The organism is Allobosea sp. (assembly GCF_030694325.1).
In the GTDB taxonomy this organism is placed as follows: Bacteria; Pseudomonadota; Alphaproteobacteria; order Rhizobiales; family Beijerinckiaceae; genus Allobosea.
In genome coordinates this window covers 1-22,462 of record NZ_JAUXYO010000200.1, presented here as the reverse complement: position 1 = coordinate 22,462, position 22,462 = coordinate 1, and the positions used below count along the sequence as shown (strand labels likewise).

The following is a 22,462-nucleotide window of genomic DNA, read 5'->3' as shown; positions in this document are numbered from 1 at the left end:
CGCCTGCGGCGGGGTCTGCCGCCGCCGCGCCGGCTTGCGGCCGGCGCTGCCGGGTACCTCGACCATGGGGGGCGTGGCGGTGCCGGCGAGATAGGCCTCGATCCGCCCGCGCGCCTCCTCCCATTCCCGCCGCAGCGGGCGCATCACCACCGGCTCGACGATCTGCATGATCTTGGCCGGATCGGTGTAATGCGCGCCGATCTGGGCGCGCTTGTCGGGATCGAGGAAGCGCTCGAACAGCGTACCGAAGATGGTGGGGTCGATCAGGTCCCAGCGAAAGGAATGCAGCGCCAGCAGCAGGCCGAGTTCGTCCGGCTCCAGTGCCAGCGCGCGCCGCCCGTCGAACAGCCCGCCATTGAAATGCTTGATCTCGGTCAGGTCAAATTCGCCGCCGGTTTCCATCTCGGCGAACAGCTTGTCGAAATAGTCCTTGGCGCGGCTCGGGCGCTTCAGGCTGGTTTCGATCAACCGCTTCAGCAGCCCCTCGGGCAGCAGCTTCACCGAATTGGCAAAGAAGCAGAAGACGAGCTGGTTGACGAAATGCGCCACCGCCTCCTTGTCCGGGTTGCGATGCTGCAGCCGGTCGGAGATGGTCTGGAACTTGTCGGCGGCATCGCGCGTCAGCGAGGCGCGGGTCTGTTTCGGGCGCAGGGCTTCTGGGTCGTGGAAGACGGCGCGCAGCCAGGCGAATTTCTCGGGCTCGGCGAGCTGATCCAGCTCGAACTCGTATTTGGCGGTGACCGTGTTGGTCCAGCGCGTTTCGATCCGGAACCGCACGGTGTCGCAGACGACATGCAGCGGCGGATTGTCCAGCGCCGACGCGTAATGCGTTAGCTGCTGAAGCGCCGCGCCGAGATCGCGCTTCTTCTTCTTGTATTCCCAGGCGAAATAATCACGCTTCCAGACATCGGCGAAGCCGTCGCCGCCTCCGGTTTTGCTGGCGCCCTTCTCGAAGGCGTAATCCTGCCCTGTCGGGTCGGCCTCGGCCGGGGTCTTGTGGCCGAAAAGCCGGCAGAGATCGAGGAAATGCTCATGCGCTGAAGCGCGCTCGGTCAGCGCGACGCGCTTCCATTTTTCGATGAACTCATGCGGGGTCATGGTGATCGGGGCGTCGTAATCCATGCGCCGTGACTAGCATGAATCGGGGCGGTGTCAGCGGGGCACCGGGACAATCCCTCCTGTCAACTCCCGTCACCAATCCGCTCCCCCATGCGCCGCCCCCTCTCGCGCGCGGCGGGGATGCGCCCCATATTGCCGGCATGTCCGAGACACCCGCCAAACCCAAGCCCGCCAAGTCCGCCGCGGCCAAGAAGCCCTCCAGCGCGCGCACGCCCAATTCCAAGGCGTCGCGGCAGGAGCTGAAGCCGCTGGAGGGCTATCTCGCCGATCTGCTCAACCCGGCGATCAACCGCGGCAAGGCCGTGCCCGGCGGCGCGGCCGGGTTCTCCGACAAGCCGCAGGCCGGCTATGAGGCGAAGCCGAGCTACGCCACGGAACGGCCGGGCGGCGAGGAGAGGCCCAAGCGCAAGCTCTCGAAGAAGGCCGACGGCGCCTTCATCGGGGCGGAGGGCGCTGCGGCCGCGACCGCGACCTCGCTGCAGACGCTGCTGGAGAGCGGCAATCCCTTCATCGAGCCGGGCAAGGCCTGGGTGCCGCATCGCCCGCCGCGGCCGGACAAATCCGAAGGCGGCATCCGCTTCCGGATGAACTCGGAATACGAGCCCGCCGGCGACCAGCCGGCCGCGATCGCCGAACTGGTCGAGGGCATTGCCCGGCAGGAGCGCGACCAGGTGCTGCTCGGCGTCACCGGCTCGGGCAAGACCTTCACCATGGCGCAGGTGATCGAGAAGACGCAGCGTCCGGCGCTGATCCTGGCGCCGAACAAAACGCTGGCGGCGCAGCTCTATGGCGAGTTCAAGAGCTTCTTCCCCGACAACGCGGTCGAGTATTTCGTCTCCTATTACGACTACTACCAGCCCGAGGCCTATGTGCCGCGCTCGGACACCTTCATCGAGAAGGAATCCTCGATCAACGAGCAGATCGACCGGATGCGCCATTCCGCGACGCGCTCGCTGATCGAGCGTGACGACGTCATCATCGTCGCCTCGGTGTCCTGCATCTACGGCATCGGCTCGGTCGAGACCTATACGGCGATGACCTTCGGCATCAAGCTGGGCGAGCGCGTCGAGCAGCGCCAGCTCATCGCCGATCTCGTGGCGCTGCAGTACAAGCGCACGCAGCACGACTTCACCCGCGGCAGCTTCCGGGTCCGGGGCGACGTGATCGAGCTGTTCCCGGCCCATTATGAGGACCGCGCCTGGCGCATCGGCCTGTTCGGCGACGAGGTCGAGAGCATCGCTGAGTTCGACCCGCTGACGGGGCAGAAGACGGCCGACCTCGAATTCGTCAAGGTCTACGGCAATTCGCACTACACCACGCCGCGGCCGACGCTGACGCAAGCCGTGAAGAGCATCAAGGAGGAGCTGAAGGCCCGTCTCGACGAGCTCAACTCGATGGGCCGCTTTCTCGAAGCGCAGCGGCTCGACCAGCGCTGCACCTTCGACATCGAGATGATCGAGGCCACCGGCTCCAGCAACGGCATCGAGAACTATTCGCGCTATCTCACCGGCCGCAAGCCGGGCGAGCCGCCGCCGACTTTGTTCGAATACCTGCCCGACAATGCGCTGGTCTTCACCGACGAGAGCCATGTCACCGTGCCGCAGATCGGCGGCATGTATCGCGGCGACTTCCGCCGCAAGGCGACGCTGGCCGAATACGGCTTCCGCCTGCCCTCCTGCATGGACAACCGGCCGCTGCGCTTCGAGGAGTGGGACGCGATGCGCCCGCAATCGGTGCATGTCTCGGCGACGCCGGGCTCCTGGGAGATGGAGCAGACCGGCGGCGTCTTCACCGAGCAGGTCATCCGCCCGACCGGGCTGATCGACCCCCCGGTCGAGATCCGCCCCGCCAAGCACCAGGTCGCCGATCTGCTCGACGAGATCAAGGAGGTCACCGAGAAGGGCTACCGCACGCTCGTCACCGTGCTGACCAAGCGCATGGCCGAGGACCTGACCGAGTATCTCCACGAGAACGGCGTGCGCGTGCGCTACATGCATTCCGACATCGACACGATCGAGCGCATCGAGATCCTGCGCGATCTGCGGCTCGGCGCCTTCGATGTCCTCGTCGGCATCAACCTGCTGCGCGAGGGCCTCGACATTCCCGAATGCGGCTTCGTCGCCATTCTCGACGCCGACAAGGAGGGCTTCCTGCGCTCCGAGACCTCGCTGATCCAGACCATCGGCCGCGCCGCCCGCAATGTCGACGGCAAGGTCATCCTCTATGCCGACCAGGTCACCGGCTCGATGGAGCGGGCGCTGGCCGAGACCAGCCGCCGCCGCGAGAAGCAGCTCGCCTATAATGCCGAGCACGGCATCACGCCGCAGACGATCAAGCGCGCCATCGGCGACATTCTCGGCAGCGTCTACGAGCGCGACCATGTCACCGTCGATGCCGGGCTCGGCGTCCCCGCCGCCGGGCACAATTTCAAGGCGGCCTTGGCCGATCTCGAAAAGCGCATGCGCGAGGCCGCGGCCGATCTCGAATTCGAGACCGCGGCCCGGCTGCGCGACGAGATCAAGCGCCTGCAGGCGACCGAACTCGCGATCTCCGACGACCCGCTCGCCCGCCAGGGCGAGGTCGAGGCCTCGGCCGGCAAGTACAAGGGCGAGCGCAGCTACGGCGCCAGCGCCAACCTGCCGCCGACGCGGGCGAGGAAGCCGACCGACGAGGATATGGGCCCGCATAATTTCGGCGGCGGCGAGGGCAAGCCGGTGTCGCGGGCGCGGCCGAAAAAGCCGACGCTCGACGAGATGGGCCCGCGGACGGAGCAGCGGCCGAAGGGGGCTGGGGAGAGACGGGGGCGGAGGGGCTGACGCCCTGCACCTTCGGCGATCATGCGCGGGGAACCCCTCTCCTTACAGGAGAGGGGTTCCCCGCGCCCTTCACCGCGGCGAAGCGGGTATCAGATCCTTCTGCGGTGCCAGCTCAAAGATGAAGCCAATCGACGCGAAAATGACAGGGCGGGGGATTGAGGAGGCGAATAAATTTTGCGCCCTACATCGATGGAGATCACGATCGCTATAAACACCCTAACCGGAACGAAGGCCGCTCCATTGAACTGAAAGCAAAACCGAGTATCATTTGATTCTATCTTCGTCGGCACTATCTGGCATCACTACAGGCAACGTTTAATAATAAAAAAATTCAATCAGGCTGCCGACATATTATCAATCCGAAAAAGCACTATTGAATTTTTCGCCATCACACTGGTTATAGCTCTAGGTATAAATTTTTTTGCTAGCGGTCTTTCCGCATATTATACTTGGACATCCGGAACAACTATGTTAACCGGACTTATAATTACGATTATATCATGTTTGTATCTGATTTTAAGATCAAACTTAGCGATCAAGAAAAATCTGATGATGGAAGGAGCTGTTGTTGTTGATCGTAAAAATAAGGATATTATTCCATTATATCGCTACGAATTTTCTGAACGATTAAAAGAGACCTTCTCTGCAGCTACTGCGGAGAATAGAGCGCTCATGAGAGCATGGTCAGAAAATACTCAAGATGCAAATCAGGACAATACTGTAACAGATAGGTTTTTAAACAAAGGCCCCTCAAAGCGTCTACTCAACGAGATGGTCGAATATTTTGTTATAAAAAAACTGTCTCTTCATTTAAACTCATATTTTATAAACAACGAATTAATCAACTCTAGTGAAATAACATCACTTGAAAGAAAAGATATTCCATCTGTTCTGCTCGACAACCGGATTCTGGATCTCCTTTCGCGGCCTATGGAAGATAGAGACGTATTTGCAGACCAGAATGATAGAAATACTCCCGGCAAAGTCGTCTTTTATTATGGAAAAAATGGGGTGATATTTGATCATTTTGAGATAACGCTCCCGAAAAAGACACGATTTTCGCGAGGAGCAGACAATACCCTAATAATAAAAACGCCTAGATTTTCACTCGTTATTGATATAATAATTACAGGAATGAACAAATCTCTTCCGCGAGATTTTGAAAAACACTATCTCAAGCGCTCTTTTCTTGAAACGCAATCTTATAAAGTCAGATTGAAAATTAATACAGAGTTTTCACTAGCATCTTTATTCACAGGCAGGGGGTGGGAATATTATAAATGGATAGATTCCTTCATTGAAGCCTTGTATGAATCATTTGAATTTGATGATTTCATTGAGAAAATAGACTGGGACGGCGCAATTACTACAAAAATACTATCCGACAATCAGTCGCGTGCCGCAAAAAGCGCAGATGAAACTGAAATTACGATAACTCAAGAAAGCGAAGAAGAGTAGACCTGTTTCATTATTATTGCATGCAATTTAACTCGAATCGAGAGGGCGTCTTTCTACTTGACTCCCTACACCCGCTGACGTGACCCGCCACCTCACCGAGGCGCGCCTATCTGTAAGGATGGAGACATCGATGACGAGCACGGCCTCCAGCCTCTCTGCAGCGCGCGCCCCATGTCTCGTCTGCCCCCCTGCGCCAAGAGCCCTGGCTGGTCCCTCAAGGCCCTCGGTGACGCAGCACTCATCCGCCTCGCCGTCATGCACGGGCTTGTCCCGAGCATCCATGTCTTGAACACCGCCTTCGATCCGCGAAGACATGGATGGTCGCCACAAGGGCGACCATGACGGTGCGGCCGGTACAAGACGCCCACAGTTCGACAACAGAACGCACGGAACCCCTCTCCTGTAAGGAGAGGGGCAGGGGAGAGGTGTCGGCCCCTGGACCCGTGAACCGCCGAGCCAACCGCCGCGCGCGGGCAGGGCTCGCCCTCTGCGACGGACGGCCGACACCTCTCCCTACCCTCTCCTTACAGGAGAGGGTTCTGCGTCGAGGTTCCGTACCAAGCCTGCGCCCCCCGGAACAATCCTCCCCACGCCCTGTTTCCCGCGAAAGGGCCCTTCCGGCCCCTTCAGGGAGAGACATCATGCTCAGGACCACCCTCATCCTTGCCGCGCTCGGTATCGGGCTGGCGCTGGCGCCGGCCGGGGCGCAGACCGCTCCGGCTGCGCCGGACACCACGCCGCTGCCGCCGACGACCTGCAGCGATGGCGAACTCGCCAAGATGAACGCCGAGACCGCCAAGATGACCGACCCGGACAAGAAGGCGGCGGCGATGAAGGAAATGACCCTGGCCAGCGACATGATGGCCAAGCGGGACATGGACGCCTGCGCCGCCCATCTGCGCAACGCCATCCAGATGATTCCCGGGAGGAGTTGAGGGGAGTAGGGGCCGTGACGGTGGGGTGATCCCTTCTCCCCTCGCGGGAGAAGGTGGCAGCGCGTTAGCGCTGACGGATGAGGGGGCGCCGTGAGCCTTCCGCCGACCACGACGCCAACTGGAGAGGGCACGGCGCCCCCTCATCCGCCCCTGCCGGGGCACCTTCTCCCGCGAGGGGAGAAGGGAAGAGGCGTCGCGGATGGGGCGAGGGGCACGGGGAACCCCTCCCCCTTGTGGGGAGGGGCAGGGGTGGGGGGCGCAAAGCCCAGCGCGGCGTTGGGACGTCGGGTGGACCGTCGAGGCCAGTCCGGCCACCGCTCACCCAGCGGCACCACCCCCACCCCTTCTCCTCCCCACAAGGGGGAGGGGGATCGCGTCGCGGTTCCCTTGCCTTCGGGGCAGCATCAGTGCGGCGATCGTGCTAGGGCGGCGCTAAGTGCAAGGGAAACGGATCATGGCCAAGAAGACGCCCGAACAGCTCGCCCGCGAATTCGAGGGGCGCAAGGCCAAGGGGCTGGCCAAGGGCGCCGCCGCCTTCTGGCCGAACATCCTCGCCAATGCGGTGCTGAAGCTGACCGCGGCGAAGGACGAGATCACGGTGCCGGCGCTGACCGAATTGCTGGCGAAGGATGCCGAGTCGAAGGACACGACGCTCGCCGCCGGCGCCAGCGAGGCGCTGGCGCGGTTGCGGCAGGCGGTGGCGAAGGGGGAGGGTTGAGGGATCTGCAGGTTCGCGACTGAACCTCTCCGTCATTCCGGGGCTTCGCGCAGCGAAGAGCCCGGAACCCATGAACACGGAGTTGCACGCAGCAGCCGGCGCGGTTTCCGCCTCATCTTGGTGGTCCGGTGTGCATGGGTTCCGGGCTCGCCGCTTTGCGGCGCCCCGGAATGACGGCGGAGGTTCTGGAGCTTTACCCCAACTCCCCGGCGATGATGCCCTTGCGCAGCAGGAAGCAGCCATAGGGGCGGGGGTCGCCGACCTGGACCACGGCGAAGGCGCGCCGCGCGACGTCGTAGAAGGCGAAGCGCTCCATGCCGGCGAGCGGGTGGGGCTCGTTCAACGCCGCCTCGACCTCGCGCTGCACGGCGGCCTGCACGGCGGGAATCGTCTTGGGTTCGCCGACGACCTGCATGCGGCGCACGGCATCGGGCTCGAAATCGTCGATCGGCAGCACGGAGAGGATGGCGCGGGCCGCCCGCTCCATGGTGAGGCCGGGCAGGCGGACGAGCCGGCCGCTGGTGGTCGCGGCCGCGATGGTCTCGGCGGGGTGGTTGGCGTCGACCAGCGCGAGATCGTCGCCATGGCCCATGGCGGCGAGGATCCAGAGCAGGTCGGCGGAGAGGACGGGGTCGAGGGTCTTCAGCATGGCGGGGTCGTCCTTCCAGGCGAAAAGCGGGTCACAGCCGCCCCCGCCGGGCGAGATAGACGCGCTGCGCGGTGCCACCGAAGATCGCAGCTCGCTCGTCCGCGTTGCAGCCGTCGAGCAGCGCCTGCGCGGCGTCGAACCAGCGCTCGTAAGGCGCGCGCAGCGTCACCACCGGCCAGTCGCTGCCGAAGATCAGGCGGTCCGGGCCGAAGGTCAACAGCAGATGGTCGACGACCGGCTGCAGCGTGTCGAGGCTCCAGTCCGGACCGGCTTCGGTGACGAGGCCGGAGAGCTTGCAGAGCGTGCCGGGATGGGCGGCGAGCGCGGTGACCCCCTCGCGCCAGGCGGCGAGGTCGCCGGCGATGAGATCGGGCTTGGCGCCGTGGTCGATGACGACGGTGAGCGCCGGCTCGCGGGCGAGCATGGCGAGCGTGGCGGGGATATGCTCCGTCCTGATCAGCGCATCGAAGACGAGGCCGTGGGCGACCATCGCCGCCAGAGCCGGGGCGAGGGCAGGCCGTGCCAGAAATCCGAGGTCGGGGATGTCCTGCACCATCGGGCGCAGGCCGACCAGCAGCGGGTCTGCGGCGAGTGCGACGATGCGGGCAGGCGCATCGGGCGCCTCAAGATCCGCCCAGCCGACGACGCCGGCAATGAGCGGCGTGCGCGCGGCGATGTCGAGCAGAAAGCGCGTCTCGGCCTGCGTCGGCGCGGCCTGGACGAGGATGGTGCGGTCGATGCCGTGGCGGGCGAGCAGGGGGGCGAGATCCTCTGGCATGAAGTCGCGGTGGATCGGCCCGAGCGCGGGCGTCAGCCAGCCATAATCGCCGCGCGCGAGCTGCCAGAAATGCTGGTGGGCGTCGATGCGCACGGTCGCTGCCTCGCTCATCGCCGGCATCCTCCAGCCCTCATCCTGAGGAGCGGCCGAAGGCCGCGTCTCGAAGGATGGTCCAGGAGGCTCCCGAACCCTCTGGAGCATCCTTCGAGACGCCGCTGTCGCGGCTCCTCAGGATGAGGGCTGTGGGGGCGGGGCACGGCGGTCATGCCGGCACCGGGACATCGGCGGCGAGCAGGCCCTCCGCCTTCAGCTCCGCCCAGAGCGCGGCCGGGACGGGCTGCGAGAGCTCGGCGATCTGGTCGGCGACTTCTGCCGGCGAGACCGCGCCCATGACGAGGCTCGCCACCGCCGCGTGGCCGAGTGGGAACTGCAGCGCGGCGCGGCGCAGCGGCACCCCATGGCGGGCGCAGACGGCCTCGATCGCCGCGACGCGGGCGAGGATCTCGGGCGGGGCGGGGTTGTAGTTGTAGCGCGCTCCTTGGACCGGGCCGGTGGCGAGGATGCCGGAGTTGAAGACGCCGCCGAGCATCAGGCCGATGCGCTTCTCCAGCGCCAAGGGCATGAAGGAGGCGAGCGCCGGCTGCTCCAGCAGCGAGTAGCGCCCGGCGAGCAGCATGGTGTCGAAGTCGCCGGCGCGGGCGAAGCGCTCGCACATCTTCGCCTCGTTGACGCCGACGCCGATCGCCTTGACGGCACCCGACGCACGCAGGGTTTCAAGCGCGCGATAGGCGCCGTCCATGGCTTCGGAAAAGCGCTGCTCGATCATCGCCGCGCCATGCGTCCAGACATCGACGTCGTGGATCAGGACGATATCGATCCGGTCGACGCCGAGCCGTAGCGCCGACTGCTCGAGCGAGCGCATGGCGCCATCGTAAGAATAGTCGAAGCGCATGCCGTGCGGCAGGCCGCCGCGATAGCCCGAGCCGTCACCGCGCCCGACGAAAGGCTCCGCGACGCGGCCGACCTTGGTCGAGAGCACGAGCCCGTCGCGCGGCACCCGCCGCAGCGCCGCGCCGATGCGATGCTCGGAGAGGCCGTGGCCGTAGAGGGGGGAGGTGTCGAACAGGGTGACGCCGCCGGTGATCGCGGCCTCGACGGTGGCGACAGCCTGCGCCTCGTCGAGACGGGCATAGAGATCGCCCAGCGGCGCGCCGCCGAATCCGAGCGTCGAGACGGGCAGGCGGCTGCGGCCGAGCGGGCGCGGCGCGAGGGCTGAGGCGGGCGGCATCGGGCGTTTCCGTTCCTGTTGCACGGAGTATGTGCACACCGACATGTTAGCTTGCAACCGTCTTCGATCGGGATTAGCGTCCGGCGCAAGATGGTGGCCGGCGATCAGGGACGAGGTCCCGCGCCGGCGCCGCAGAACAGCCCGAAACGGGCGATGCGCGAGAAGTCCTGGGAGGACGACAGATGAGCCAGACCCCGATCAAGCCGAGCCGCCGCGCGCTGCTGCGCGGCACCGCCGCTCTCGCCGCCACCGGCGCGATCGGCTCGCCTTTGGTGCTGCGCGAGGCGCGCGCCCAGGCGGCCTTCAACTGGAAGCGCTTCGCGGGCACGAGCATCGACGTGCTGCTGGTGAAGAACCCGCGCTCGGAGATGTTCCAGGCGGCGGAGAAGGAGTTCACCGAGCTCACCGGCATCAAGGTCTCCTCCGAGCAGGTGCCGGAGCAGCAGCAGCGCCAGAAGGCGGTGATCGAGTTCGCCTCGGGCAGGCCGAGCTTCGACGTCTCGGGCATCTCGCTGCATGTGCAGAAGCGCATGGCCGCCAAGGGCAAGTGGTTCGAGGATCTGAACCCCTATATCAAGGACGCCTCGCTGACCTCGCCGGACTTCGCCTTCGAGGATTTCGGCGCCGGCCCGGTCGCCTATGCGCGGCAGGCCGACGGGGCGCTCGATACGCTGCCCTTCTTCGTCGATTACTGGATGGTCTACTACAACAAGGAGCTCTTCGAGGCGAAGGGCGTCGCCTTCCCCAAGACGATGGAGGAGATGTTCACTGCGGCGCAGAAGCTGCACGACCCCGCCAAGGGCGTCGCCGGTTTCGTCTCGCGCGGCCTCAAGAACGCCAACGTCCCGGTCTGGTCCTGCCTGATGCTCGGCCAGGGCATGGAGGCCACTTCGGCGGACGGCAAGCTGCAGACGGATACGCCGGAGGCGATCTGGGCGGCGGATCTCTACCGCAAGCTCAACAAGGAGACCGGTCCTGTCGGCTCCGTCGGCTTCAACTGGAACGAGTGCCAGACCACCTTCATGCAGGGCCGCGCCGCGATGTGGCTCGACGGCATCGGCTTCGCCACGCCGCTGGAGGATCCGTCCAAGTCGCGCATCGTCGGCAAGGTCGGCTATGGCGTGACGCCGCCGGGGCCGAAGGCGCATCATGCCGGCATGTTCGGCGACGGCATCGGCATCTCGCGGGGCTCGCAGAAGAAGCAGGCCGCCTGGCTCTACATCCAGCACATGACCAACAAGGCCCAGCAGCTCGCCATGCTCAAGGCCGGCGCCGGCGCGCCGGCGCGCTCCTCGGCTTATCTCGACACCGCGACGATCCAGGCGTCGAAGTTCGGCAAGCAGTATTTCGACTGCCTGCTGGCCTCGGCCAAGATCGCCCGCGCGGCGCTGCCGCAGATCGTGCCGGTCACCGAGTTCCGCGACGTCTTCGGCGTGGCGCTGGCCAACATGATCGGCGGGGCGGATGTCGCCGCCGAGCTGAAGAAGGCGACGGAGGCCTTCGCGCCGGTGCTCGCCAAGAGCGAGCAGGGCTGAGGTTCGGCGCATTGTCGTCATGGTCGGCCTTGTGCCGACCATCCACGCCTTCGCTCGGCGAAGGCTGTGTTCAAGACGTGGATGCTCGCCACAAGGGCGAGCATGACGGGTTGGTTCGAGCGATCAAGTCATGACAGCCACATCACTCCCATCGCCGACGGCCGTCGCACCCGCGCAGCCCGCGCCCTTCGTCCACTCGGCCGATTTCACGCCGCGCTACTGGCTGTTCGCGGCGCCGGCCGTGCTCGTGGTGGGCACGGTGATCGTCTTCCCCTGGCTGTTCACGCTCTACATGTCGGGCCATGACTGGAAGATCGGCGGCGGACCGGAATTCGTCGGCCTGCAGAACTTCGCCGAGCTGTTCCGCGATGCGCGCTTCATCGAGTCGATGGGGCACACGCTCTATTTCACCGTGCTGGCGGTCGTGCTGCCGATCCTGTTCGGCACGGCGGCAGCCTTGGTCTTCCACCGCGAATTCCCGTTCCGGGGCCTGCTTCGCACGGTCTTCGTGATGCCGATGATGGCGACGCCGGTCGCCGTCGCGCTGGTCTGGACGATGATGTTCCATCCGCAGCTCGGCGTGCTGAACTATCTGCTCTCGCTGGTCGGGATCGGGCCGCAGGCCTGGGTCTATTCGCCCGATACGGTGATCCCGACGCTGATCCTCGTCGAGGTCTGGCACTGGACGCCGCTGGTCATGCTGATCGTGCTCGGCGGGCTCGCTGGCCTGCCGCGGGAGCCTTACGAATCCGCGCTGATCGACGGTGCCAATGACTGGCACATGTTCCGCCACATCACGCTGCCGCTGGTCTGGCCCTTCATCATGGTGGCGATCGTGATCCGCACGATCGATGCGCTGAAGGCCTTCGACACGATCTTCGTGATCACCCAGGGCGGGCCCGGCACGGCGTCGGAGACGCTGAACATCTTCCTCTATCTGCAGGCGTTCCAGTTCTACAAGATCGGCTACGCCTCGGCCGTGGTGGTGATCTTCTTCGTCATCGTCATCATGCTTTCCCTGCTGCTGCTCTATGCGCGGCAGAAGTCGAAGTGGAACGCGTGATGGTGAGTTCGCAGGGAAACACGCCGTCATCCTGGGCTTCGCGCAGCGAAGTCCCGGGATCCATCCTAGAGCCAAAGTCGTTGGAAGGATTTGCCCTCCGATGGGTCCCGGGACGGCCTTTGGCCGCCCAGGATGACGGAGCATATTTGGTACAAGGCGCACGCTCATGACCCGCCTCGCCAAGAAACTCGGCTTCTACGCCTCCGTCTTCGTGCTGGTCTCCCCGGCGGTGCTGGTCTTCCTCTGGATGATCTCGCTGTCGCTGAAGAACGAGCTCGACAACACCGCCTTCCCGCCGGTCTTCATTCCCGATCCGCCGACGCTGAAGAATTACATCGACGTCTTCGCGCAGAATAACTTCGCGCTCTATCTGTGGAACTCGATCCTGGTCACGGGCGGGGCGGTGCTGATCGGGCTCGCGGTCGGGGTTCCGGCCGGCTACGGCATCGCGCGCGGCAAGGCGACGAAGTTCGCGATCCTGATCCTGGTCGCGCGCATGACGCCGGCGCTCTCCTATCTGATCCCGCTCTTCCTGCTGTTCCAGATGACGGGGCTGGTCGGCACCATCACCGCGCTCGTCATCACGCATCTCGTCATCACCATCCCGATCATCGTCTGGATCATGATCGGCTATTTCGAGAACATCCCGATGGAGCTGGAGGATGCGGCGCGGATCGACGGCGCCTCGAGCTGGCAGGCCTTCCGCCATGTCGCGCTGCCGCTGGCGATGCCGGGCGTCACGGTCGGCGGCATCCTCGCCTTCATCTTCTCCTGGAACAACTTCATCTTCTCGGTGGTGCTCGGCGGCAAGAACAGCCGCACGCTGCCCTCGGCGGTCTACAACTCGCTGACCTTCGAGCAGATCTCCTGGGGCCCGCTGGCGGCGGCCGCGCTCCTGGTGACGCTGCCGGTGCTGCTGGTGACGGTGCTCGCGCAGCGCCAGATCGTCGCCGGGCTCTCTGCCGGAGGGCTCAAGGATGGCTAATCCGATCAAACTTCCAGCCTGCGGGGCGCACGGTCCGCTCCAGCAGCCCCCGCAAAACACCCATTAATCTCTCGCTCTGAAAGACGGCTCTCCATGTCCATCGATCCCAACCGCTTCGGCCTCTCCTGCGCCATCACCACCCCGATGCGGGAGGGCGGCAGCGTCGACCTGCCGCGGCTGGTCCACCATGCCCGACATGTCCTCGCGCAGGGCTGCGACAGCGTCACGCTGTTCGGCACGACGGGCGAGGGCGCCGCGCTCGGCCTGCCGGAGCGGGCTGCGATGATGGGCGCGCTGATGGGCGCGGGGATCGATCCGGCGAAGCAGATCTATGCCGGCGTCGCCGCGGCCTCGCTGAACGAGTCGGTCGAGCAGGGGCGCCTGGCGCTCAATGCGGGCGCCAAGGGGCTGCTGGTCGCGCCGCCCTTCTACTTCAAGGGCGTCAGCGACGAGGGGCTCTATCGCTGGTTCTCTGAGCTCTTCGAGACGCTCGGCCCCTCCGTGCGCAACGTCATCCTCTACCACATCCCCTCGGTGACGGCGGTGGGCCTGAGCGTCGGGCTGATCGACCGGCTAAAGAAGGCGTTTCCCGGGGTGGTCACCGGCGTCAAGGACTCGTCGGGCGACTATGCCAATACGGAGGCCTATCTGAAGGCGCATGGCGAGCTCGCCATCCTCGTCGGCGACGAGCGCCTGCTGGCCAAGGCGGTGCGCAACGGCGCGCAGGGCTCGATCTGCGGCGTCGCCAATCTGGTTCCGCATCTGCTGCGCCCGATCGTCTACGAGGGCAAGGACGATCCGGTGGTGAATGCGCTGGTCGACGAGATCTGCTCGCATCCGGTGCTGGCGGCGGTGAAGGCGCTGGTCGGCCACTTGCACGGCGATGCCGGCTATGGCGCGATGCGCCCGCCGCTGGAGGCGCTCGACGTCGGGACGCGCCAGCGGCTGTTCGGGGCCTTCGACAAGATCACGCAGGCCAGGGCGGCCTGAAGGAGGATGTCTTGAACCAGTCCGAGCCGGATTCACGCGAGGGCGAGCCGCTGAAGCTGAGGGAGCGCGCCTACGCCTCCTTCACCGAGCGGCTGCTGGCGCGCGAGATCAAGCCCGGGCAGTTCGTGACCCAGCGCGAGCTTGTGGCGCTGACGGGCCTGCCGCTCGGCGCCATCCGGGAGCTGATCCCGCGGCTGGAGGCGGAGGGGCTGATCAAGACCGTGCCGCAGCGGGGCATGCAGGTCGCCCATGTCGATCTCAACCTGATCCGCAACGCCTTCCAGTTCCGGCTCTTCCTCGAGAAGGAGGCGACCGCGCTCTACGCGGTCAACGCCACGGACGAGGAGATCGCGGAGCAGCGCGCCCGGCACGAGGCGATCATCGCCCGGGCCGAGGTCGGTGGTGACCCGCAGTTGATCGAGGATGCGGAGGATGTCGACCGGCTGATGCACGAGGCGATCATCGACCATCTCGACAACGACATCGTCTCCAAGGCCTTCCGCGTCACCTGGCTGAAGATCAGGCTGATCCGGCAATATGAGACGCGCATCCAGAACCACATTCTGGTGCCGGTGATGCGCGACCACCTCAAGATCATCACCGCCATCGAGGCGCGCGACCCGATCCGCGCCGCGGAGGAGATGGGCATCCATATCGGCAACGCCCGCACGCGGGCGATGAGCTACTGAGGAAGGAATTTCATAGGAACCACCGCGTCATTCCGGACAAGCCGCGTAGCGGCGCCGCTCCGGAATCCATCGAAGGGCGTGGCGCTCTACGATGGATTCCGGGTCTCCGCTTCGCTCCGCCCGGAATGACGGCGTCGTGGATTTCCAACGGGCAGCCGGCTCAAGGGCCGGGACATGACATCGAGCCGGAAAACCGGCCGCATTGGGAGGAGACCATCATGACGACGCTGACCAAACGCGACTTTCTCGCCGGCTCGGCTGCGCTTGCGGGCGCAGCCATCGCCATGCCGAGCGTCCTGCGCGCCCAGGCGACCGTGCTGCGCTGGGGCGAGATGCTGCCCACGACCCATCCGCAGGTGCAGATGGTCGAGCGCATCGCCAAGCAGGTGAAGGAGAAGAGCTCCGGGCGCATCGATATCCAGGCCTTCCCGGCCGGCCAGCTCGGCTCCGGCAAGGACATGATGGAGTCGGTGGCGTCGGGCGCGCTGACCATGACCACGGACGGGGCGGCCGCACTCGGCTCCTTCCTGCCGCAGCTCTCGGTCGTCGAGGCGCCCTATCTCTGGCGCGACGCCGCCCATATGGCGAAGGTCTCCAAGGCGCCGGTCTTCACACAGATGAATGCCGAGCTGGAGAAGAAGCGCGGCATGCGCATGGCGGCCGTGACCTATTACGGCAAGCGACACCTCACCACCGGCTCGAAGGCGGTGAAGAGCGCGGCCGACGTCGCGGGCCTGAAGCTGCGGGTGCCGCCGGTCGACACCTTCCGCGCCATGGTCGAGGCCTGGGGCGCCAAGGCGACGCCGGTGAACTTCAACGAGCTCTACCTGGCGCTCAGCCAGGGCGCGGTCGACGGGCAGGAGAACCCGCTGCCAACGATCCACTCAGCCAAGCTGCAGGAGGTGCAGAAGCACCTCATCCTCACCGGCCACATCATCACGCCGCGTCTGGTCATCGTGAACGGCGATTTCTGGAAGGGCCTCAAGGACGCCGACCGCAGCCTGCTGGAAGCCGCCATCGCGGAGGGCGTCGCCTGGCAGGACGCCGAACTCGCCAGCCAGGAGGGCAGCCTCGTGGCGACGCTGAAAGCCGCCGGCATGACCGTGACCGAGCCGGATCTCGAAAGCTTCTCGAAGCCGGTGCTGGCGAGCCTGCCGAAGCAGTTCGAGAGCAAATGGGGCAAGGGCACCTGGGACGCGCTGGCGGCGCTGTGAGCTCTTTTCCTTCTCCCCTCGGGGGAGAAGGTGTCTGCGAAGCAGACGGATGAGGGGAGGCTGCCGCCGCCCTCGTCCGTCCGTCCCTCATCCGACCCGGCTCCGCCGGGCCACCTTCTCCCCCGAGGGGAGAAGGATTGCGCGCAGCGGGCCAACGCCGCCATGAAATCCATCCTCCACCTCTCCGACCGGATCGTGCGCTGGGCCGCCGTGGCGCTGCTACTGTCGCTGCTGGTCGCGGTGCTGCTCGGCGTGCTGTCGCGCCAGCTGAATGCGCCGCTGGCCTGGACCGATGAGCTGGCGCAGTACCTGCTGGTCTGGACCGGCTTCGTCGGCTGGATCATCGCGGCGCGGCGGCGCTCGCATATCCGCATCACCGTCTTCGCCGAGAAGCTGCCGGCGGGGGCGGGGCGGGTGCTGGAGGTCGTGACGCAGGCCGCGATCATCGTCTTCGCGGCCGTGCTGATCCGCTATTCCTTCGCGCTGATCGAGCGCAACTGGGATGTGGAGTCGATCGCGCTGCCGATCTCGGGGGCGGCGCTCTACATCGTCATGCCGCTGGCAGGACTCGCGCTGATCCTGCAGGCGCTGGCCGAGATCGCCGATGTCGTGGCGGGCCGCCGGCATGTCGCGCCCGAGCCGGGGAGCCAGCCGCTGTGACCACCCTGATGCTGCAGATCCTGCCCGTCTGGTTCGCCGCGCTTTTGATCGGCGTGCCGCTCTTCGTCTCGATGGGGCTGGCGGCGATCGCCTTCGCGTTTCTCGGCGGCTTCCCGCTCGGCATCGTGCCGCAGAAGATCGCGCAATCGGCCAATTCCTTCCCGCTGCTGGCGGCGCCCTTGTTCATCCTGATGGGCAACATCATGAACTCGGCCGGCATCACCGATCGGATCTTCGCTTTTGCGACGGCCTGCGTCGGCTGGCTGCGCGGGGGCCTGTGCCACGCCAACATCCTCGCCAGCGTGATCTTCGCGGGCATGTCGGGTTCGGCGGTGGCGGATGCCGGCGGCGTCGGCACGCTCGAGATCAAGGCGATGAAGGACGAGGGCTACGACGCCGAGACGGCGGCCGCGATCACGGCGGCGTCCGCGACGATCGGCCCGATCATCCCGCCCTCGCTGCCGATGGTGATCTACGGCGTCTCGGCGGATGTCTCGATCGGCGGGCTGTTCCTGGCCGGCGTGATTCCGGGCCTGCTGATGGCCGGCGGGCTGATGGCGATGGTGGTGCATGTCGCGAAGAAGCGCGACCTGCCGCGCCATCCCTTCCCCGGCGCGGCCCAGCTCTGGGTCGCCTATAAGGAGGCGCATTGGGCGCTGATGACGCCGGTGATCCTGTTCGGCGGGATGATGGCCGGCATCTTCACGCCGACGGAGGCTGCGGCCGTCGCCACGGCCTATGCACTGGTGCTCGGGCTCTTCGTCTATCGCAGCTTCGATCTCGACGATCTGCCGGAGCTGGTCGTGCAGACGGTCGAGACCACCGGCGTCGTGCTGGCGCTGGTGATGACGGCCGCCGCGCTCGGCTGGTGCCTGTCGATCTCCCGCATCCCGCAGGTAGTCGGGCCGATGCTGGTCGACCTCGCCGGCAATCCGCTGGTCTTTCTGCTGATCGTCAACCTGCTGCTGCTCTTCGTCGGCTGCTTCATGGAGGCGCTCGCCGCCATGCTGATCCTGATCCCGATCCTGACGCCGGCGGCCAGCCAGTTCGGGATCGACCCGATCCAGTTCGGGCTGATCTTCGTGCTCAACCTGATGATCGGGACGATCACGCCACCGGTCGGCGTCGTCCTGTTCGTCACGGCGAAGGTCGCCAGGATCAGCTTCGAGTCGATGTCGCGGGCGATCGTGCCCTGGCTGATGCCGCTGCTGGCGGTCTTGGTCGCGATCACGCTCTGGCCGCCGCTGACGACCTGGCTGCCGAACCTGGTGATGGGGCGCTGAGGCTTTGAGGCCCCGAGCGCCCATCCGGGGTCAGCTCTTGCGGTGGATCTGGAAGCCGGCGAAGGACTGGCTCACCGGCATGATCTCAAGGCTGTTGATGTTGACATGGGCCGGCAGCGTCGCGACCCAGAACACCGTGTCGGCGATGTCCTGCGGCTGCAGCGGATCGGCCCCGCCATAGAGCGCGTCATAGGCGGCCTTGTCGCCGCCATTGCGCACCAGCGTGAATTCGCTCTCGCAGAGGCCGGGCTCGATCGAGGTGACGCGCACGCCGGTGCCCTGCAGGTCCGAGCGCAGGCCGAGCGAGAACTGGCGGACGAAGGCCTTGGTGCCGCCATAGACGTTGCCGCCGGCATAGGGCCAGTTCGAGGCCACGGAGGCGATGTTGACGATGGCGCCGCGCCGCTCGATCAGCCCCGGCAGGAGGTGATGGGTCAGCGTCACCAGCCCGGTGACATTGGTGCCGATCATCGTCTTCCAGTCGGAAAGCTTGGTCTGCGGCGCCGGCTTTGTGCCGAGCGCCAGCCCGGCATTGTTCAGGAGCACGTCGATCTGCGCGAAATCGGCCGGCAGGGCCGCGAGCGCCGCCGTCATCGCCGCCTCGTCGGTGATGTCGAAGGTGGCGCCGTGGAAGCGCTCGCCGAGCTCGGCCTTCAGGGCGTCGAGCCGGTCGGCCCGGCGGCCGGTGCCGATGACGCGCCAGCCGGCGGCAATGAAGCGGCGCGCGGTCGCGGCGCCGAAGCCGGCGGTGGCGCCGGAGATCAGGATGGTCTTGGTCATGGTCGGGCTTCCGGGTTGGTGGGCATCGAAAAGGCAGCGCAGGGCCGGGCATTGCCGTGCCGTGGCGAGGTGATGAGGGACCGCAGGATGGACCTGCGTCGGTGGCGGCTCAGACCTCGCCGCCCTTGTGGAGATAGTCCTTCACCTCGAGGACGATCTTGCGGTCGAGTTCGCCGATCGCGGCCTCGTCGCGCCCGTCATAGGGGATCGAGAGCAGGACGTGGCGAATGGCGTTCAGCCGCGCGCGCAGCTTGTCGTTGCCGCGGATGACATGCCAGGGCGCCCGGTCGGTCGAGCTGCGCCGGAGCATCGCGTCGAAGGCTTCCGAATAGGCGGCGAAGCGCGGGATCGCCTCGAAGTCGATCGGCGAGAGCTTCCAGCGCTTGAGCGGGTCGTGCCAGCGCGCATGCAGCCGCTGCATCTGCATTTCGGGGCCGATGGTGATGAAGAGCTTGATCAGCCGGATGCCGTCGCGCACCAGCATGCCCTCGAACGCCGGAGCCTCGTGCAGCAGCGTCTCGGTCTGTTCCGGCGTGCAGAAGCCCATGACGCGCTCGACGCCGGCGCGGTTGTACCAGGAGCGGTCGAAGAAGACGATTTCGCCCGCGGTCGGCATCTGTGCCGCATAGCGCTGGAAATACCATTGTCCCGCCTCGCTGTCGGAGGGTTTGGACAGGGCGACCACGCGGGCCTGGCGCGGGTTGAGGTGCTGGGTGAAGCGGCCGATCGTGCCGCCCTTGCCGGCGCCGTCTCGCCCCTCGAACAGGATGACGACGCGCTCCTTTCGCTCGCGCACCCAGGTCGCCAGCTTCTGCAGCTCGATCTGCAGCGGCTGGATCTCGGCCTCGTAGCGCTTGCGCTTCATGCGCTTGCCGTAAGGGTAGTCGCCGCTCCGGAAGGCCGCGTCGGTGATGGCGTCGGGCAGTGTCGGCGCCTCGATGTCGAAGCCCTGCGGGCCGGCCGGCTTACGCGCCGGTCTGGTCCTGGCGTTGCCTGCCGGCTCGGGCGGGGAGGCGTCCTCCTTGCCGCCGGAGACGAGGCGGATCGTGGTCTTGCGCTTGCTTGCTGACAGGCTCTTGGCCATCGGGCCCTCCTTGGCAATCGATCCAACCTAGCGGGGCGCGGCGGCCAAGGGAATTGACGGGCGCCGGGCTTGCCATCGGCCGGGCTTGCCATCAGGAAGAAGCGCCCGCGCGGTGCCTCTCCGTCCATCGGCGTCGCGCGCGTCGAGGTCTCCCATGCCCGATGCCGTCGATCCCCACTCACCCGCGACGCAGGCCCTGGTGGAGGCGATCGGTTCGGCCGCCGTGTTGCTCGACGGCCAGGGCGTGGCCCAGGCGCTGAGCCCGGCGATGCGCGCGCTGATCCCGACGCTCGATGTCGGGCAGCCGCTGACGCTGGTGATGCGCGATCCGGACCTGATCGAGGCGATCGAGGGCGTCGCCCGCCAGGGTGGCCGCCAGGTGATCGAGCTGGTCGAGCGGGTGCCGGTCGAGCGCACCTTCCGCATCCATATCGCGGCGCTGACGGGGGCGGGCTGGCGGCGGCCGGTGCTGCTGACCTTCGAGGATCTGAGCGAGCAGCGCGTGACCGAGCGGATGCGCGTCGATTTCGTCGCCAATGCCAGCCATGAGCTGCGCACGCCTCTGGCCTCGCTGCTCGGTTTCGTCGAGACGCTGCAGGGGCCGGCGCGCAACGACGCCGGCGCGCGCGACCGGTTCCTGGCGATCATGCGCGAGCAGGGGCTGCGCATGGCGCGGCTCGTCGACGACCTGCTCTCGCTCTCGCGCATCGAACTGCGCGCCCATCTGGCGCCCGAGACGCCGGTCGATCTCACCGGCATCTCGCGCGAGATCGTGGACTCGTTGACGCTGATGGCGCGCGAGCGGCAGGTGACGCTGACGCTGAAGGCGCCGGCCGAGCCGGTGAAGGTCGCCGGCGACCGCGACGAGCTGCTGCGGCTGATGGAGAACCTCGTCGAGAACGCGATCAAATACGGCAAGAGCGGCGGCGAGGTCGTGATCGACGTGGTCGACGGCCCGCTCGAGGTCAGCGTCGGGGTGCGCGACGACGGGCCCGGCATCGCGCCCGAGCATCTGCCGCGGCTGACCGAGCGCTTCTACCGGGTCGACACGGCGGCGAGCCGCGAGGCCGGCGGCACGGGGCTGGGGCTCGCCATCGTCAAGCACATCGTGCTGCGCCATCGCGGGCGGCTGACGATCGAGAGCGCGCTCGGTCAGGGGGCGACCTTCAAGGCCGTGCTGCCGCGTTTCGGGGCGCCGCCGCGCAAATCCTGAGCGGCAGTGCTTAACGCTGCGTGACGACTTGATGACAGCTCGCGTGACGAAGTGTCATGAAGCTGTCATGCAGACAGTGTTCTGAACGGCTCGCTGAACCTGCGACCCAGAGAGGACATCTCATGCGCAAACTTCTCATTCTCGCGGCTGCGACGATCGGTCTGTCCGGCGTGGCCCAGGCCGCCGACATCACCGGCGCCGGCGCGACCTTCCCCTTCCCGATCTACTCGAAATGGGCCGAGGCCTATAAGAAGGAGACCAATGTCGGTCTCAACTACCAGTCGATCGGCTCGGGTGGCGGCATCCGCCAGATCAAGGCCAAGACGGTCGCCTTCGGCGCCACCGACGCCCCGCTCAAGGGCGAGGATCTGGCCAAGGACGGCCTCATCCAGTTCCCGACCGTGATGGGCGGCGTCGTCCCCGCGATCAACATCGCCGGCATCGACGCCCGCCAGCTCAAGCTGACCGGCCCGCTGGTTGCCGAGATCTACATGGGCACCGTCAAGAAGTGGAACGACCCCAAGATCGTCGCGCTGAACCCCGACCTGAAGCTGCCCGACGCCAACATCACCCCCGTCTACCGCTCGGACGGATCGGGCACGACCTTCGTGTTCACCGATTATCTCTCCAAGGTTTCGCCGGAGTGGAAGTCCAAGGTCGGCACCAACACCTCGGTGCAGTGGGCCGTCGGCATCGGCGGCAAGGGCAATGAGGGCGTTTCTGCCTCGGTCAAGCAGGTCGCCAACTCGATCGGCTATGTCGAATACGCCTATGCCAAGCAGAACAAGCTCGCCTACGCGCTGATCCAGAACGCCGATGGCAACTTCCCCAACCCGGATGACAAGTCCTTCCAGGCCGCGGCCGCCAACGCCAACTGGAACGAGCAGCCCGGCTTCGGCATCTCGCTGAACAACCAGAAGGGCGCCGAAGCCTGGCCGATCACGGCCGCGACCTTCCTGCTCGTCCACGCCAAGCCGGAGAAGCCGGAAGAGGTGCAGGCCGCGCTGAAGTTCATCGACTGGGCCTTCAAGAACGGCGACAAGCTCGCTCTCGACCTCGACTACGTGCCGCTCCCGGCCAACGTCAAGGATCAGGTCCGCAACGCCTGGAAGGGCGTCACGGATCCGGCCGGCAAGCCGATCTTCTGATCGCGCTCTTTACGACAGGGCGAAGCGGAGACATCCCCGCTTCGCTTCTCTCCCGAC

20 protein-coding genes are annotated in these 22,462 nt (G+C 66.0%); 14 read left to right on the top strand and 6 right to left on the bottom strand.

The features are described from left to right. The coding region (locus Q8M82_RS12855) for a type IIL restriction-modification enzyme MmeI (protein ID WP_371126342.1) at window positions 1-1,122 on the bottom strand (1,122 nt) is incomplete at its 3' end. Window positions 1,123-1,259: 137 nt separating this feature from the next. Between Q8M82_RS12855 and uvrB the strand changes: the two genes are divergently transcribed. The 4 genes from uvrB (at window position 1,260) to Q8M82_RS12835 (ending at window position 7,046) form a co-directional block, all read left to right on the top strand. Then, window positions 1,260-3,935 (top strand): excinuclease ABC subunit UvrB, encoded by a 2,676-nt coding sequence (gene uvrB, locus Q8M82_RS12850; protein ID WP_305691743.1) that lies wholly within the window; start codon window positions 1,260-1,262, stop codon window positions 3,933-3,935. A gap of 549 nt (window positions 3,936-4,484) precedes the next feature. Further along, on the top strand, window positions 4,485-5,393 hold the full coding sequence (locus Q8M82_RS12845; protein WP_305691742.1) for a hypothetical protein: 909 nt from the start codon (window positions 4,485-4,487) through the stop codon (window positions 5,391-5,393). 641 nt (window positions 5,394-6,034) lie between these two features. Continuing rightward, a complete protein-coding gene (locus Q8M82_RS12840) occupies window positions 6,035-6,328 on the top strand; it encodes a hypothetical protein (RefSeq protein WP_305691741.1) in 294 nt (97 codons plus the stop codon). Window positions 6,329-6,782: 454 nt separating this feature from the next. Further along, window positions 6,783-7,046: a hypothetical protein gene (locus Q8M82_RS12835; RefSeq protein WP_305691740.1), complete on the top strand. Its 264-nt coding sequence runs from the start codon at window positions 6,783-6,785 to the stop codon at window positions 7,044-7,046. A gap of 193 nt (window positions 7,047-7,239) precedes the next feature. On the opposite strand, the gene Q8M82_RS12830 is transcribed toward Q8M82_RS12835, so the two are convergent. The 3 genes from Q8M82_RS12830 to Q8M82_RS12820 form a co-directional block, all read right to left on the bottom strand. Continuing rightward, the gene (locus tag Q8M82_RS12830) at window positions 7,240-7,695 is read right to left on the bottom strand and encodes an RbsD/FucU family protein (RefSeq protein ID WP_305691739.1); all 456 of its coding nucleotides are present in this window, start codon (window positions 7,693-7,695) and stop codon (window positions 7,240-7,242) included. Window positions 7,696-7,726: 31 nt separating this feature from the next. Then, window positions 7,727-8,584: an amidohydrolase family protein gene (locus Q8M82_RS12825; protein ID WP_305691738.1), complete on the bottom strand. Its 858-nt coding sequence runs from the start codon at window positions 8,582-8,584 to the stop codon at window positions 7,727-7,729. 151 nt (window positions 8,585-8,735) lie between these two features. Next, window positions 8,736-9,761: an aldo/keto reductase gene (locus Q8M82_RS12820; RefSeq protein WP_305691737.1), complete on the bottom strand. Its 1,026-nt coding sequence runs from the start codon at window positions 9,759-9,761 to the stop codon at window positions 8,736-8,738. Between the two features lie 182 nt (window positions 9,762-9,943). Between Q8M82_RS12820 and Q8M82_RS12815 the strand changes: the two genes are divergently transcribed. The 8 genes from Q8M82_RS12815 to Q8M82_RS12780 all read left to right on the top strand — a co-directional run bounded on the left by Q8M82_RS12815 (window position 9,944) and on the right by Q8M82_RS12780 (window position 18,180). Further along, the gene (locus Q8M82_RS12815) at window positions 9,944-11,296 is read left to right on the top strand and encodes an ABC transporter substrate-binding protein (RefSeq protein ID WP_305691736.1); all 1,353 of its coding nucleotides are present in this window, start codon (window positions 9,944-9,946) and stop codon (window positions 11,294-11,296) included. A 130-nt stretch (window positions 11,297-11,426) separates the two neighbouring features. Further along, window positions 11,427-12,359 (top strand): carbohydrate ABC transporter permease, encoded by a 933-nt coding sequence (locus Q8M82_RS12810; RefSeq protein ID WP_305691735.1) that lies wholly within the window; start codon window positions 11,427-11,429, stop codon window positions 12,357-12,359. 166 nt (window positions 12,360-12,525) lie between these two features. After that, window positions 12,526-13,344 (top strand): carbohydrate ABC transporter permease, encoded by an 819-nt coding sequence (locus tag Q8M82_RS12805; protein WP_069056473.1) that lies wholly within the window; start codon window positions 12,526-12,528, stop codon window positions 13,342-13,344. Window positions 13,345-13,437: 93 nt separating this feature from the next. After that, a complete protein-coding gene (locus tag Q8M82_RS12800; protein WP_305691734.1) occupies window positions 13,438-14,334 on the top strand; it encodes a dihydrodipicolinate synthase family protein in 897 nt (298 codons plus the stop codon). Between the two features lie 11 nt (window positions 14,335-14,345). After that, window positions 14,346-15,023, top strand: coding sequence for a GntR family transcriptional regulator (locus Q8M82_RS12795; protein ID WP_305691733.1), 678 nt, complete (start codon window positions 14,346-14,348; stop codon window positions 15,021-15,023). A 218-nt stretch (window positions 15,024-15,241) separates the two neighbouring features. Beyond that, window positions 15,242-16,237, top strand: a complete 996-nt coding sequence (locus Q8M82_RS12790; protein WP_305691732.1) for a sialic acid TRAP transporter substrate-binding protein SiaP — start codon at window positions 15,242-15,244, stop codon at window positions 16,235-16,237. A gap of 162 nt (window positions 16,238-16,399) precedes the next feature. After that, on the top strand, window positions 16,400-16,897 hold the full coding sequence (locus tag Q8M82_RS12785) for a TRAP transporter small permease (protein WP_305691731.1): 498 nt from the start codon (window positions 16,400-16,402) through the stop codon (window positions 16,895-16,897). After that, window positions 16,894-18,180, top strand: coding sequence for a TRAP transporter large permease (locus Q8M82_RS12780; RefSeq protein WP_305691730.1), 1,287 nt, complete (start codon window positions 16,894-16,896; stop codon window positions 18,178-18,180). Before Q8M82_RS12785 ends, Q8M82_RS12780 begins: the two co-directional genes overlap by 4 nt. Window positions 18,181-18,210: 30 nt before the next feature. Here Q8M82_RS12780 and Q8M82_RS12775 read toward each other — a convergent pair whose 3' ends face one another. Both Q8M82_RS12775 and ppk2 read right to left on the bottom strand, forming a co-directional pair. Beyond that, window positions 18,211-18,960 (bottom strand): SDR family NAD(P)-dependent oxidoreductase, encoded by a 750-nt coding sequence (locus Q8M82_RS12775; RefSeq protein ID WP_305691729.1) that lies wholly within the window; start codon window positions 18,958-18,960, stop codon window positions 18,211-18,213. A 109-nt stretch (window positions 18,961-19,069) separates the two neighbouring features. Next, entirely contained in the window at window positions 19,070-20,044 is a 975-nt protein-coding gene (gene ppk2 / locus Q8M82_RS12770) for a polyphosphate kinase 2 (RefSeq protein WP_305691728.1), read from the bottom strand. A 154-nt stretch (window positions 20,045-20,198) separates the two neighbouring features. Here ppk2 and Q8M82_RS12765 point away from each other — a divergent pair, with 154 nt between their 5' ends. Beyond that, window positions 20,199-21,257: an ATP-binding protein gene (locus tag Q8M82_RS12765; protein ID WP_305691727.1), complete on the top strand. Its 1,059-nt coding sequence runs from the start codon at window positions 20,199-20,201 to the stop codon at window positions 21,255-21,257. A gap of 122 nt (window positions 21,258-21,379) precedes the next feature. Further along, window positions 21,380-22,405: a phosphate ABC transporter substrate-binding protein PstS gene (pstS, locus tag Q8M82_RS12760; protein WP_305691726.1), complete on the top strand. Its 1,026-nt coding sequence runs from the start codon at window positions 21,380-21,382 to the stop codon at window positions 22,403-22,405. Window positions 22,406-22,462 lie beyond the last annotated feature (57 nt).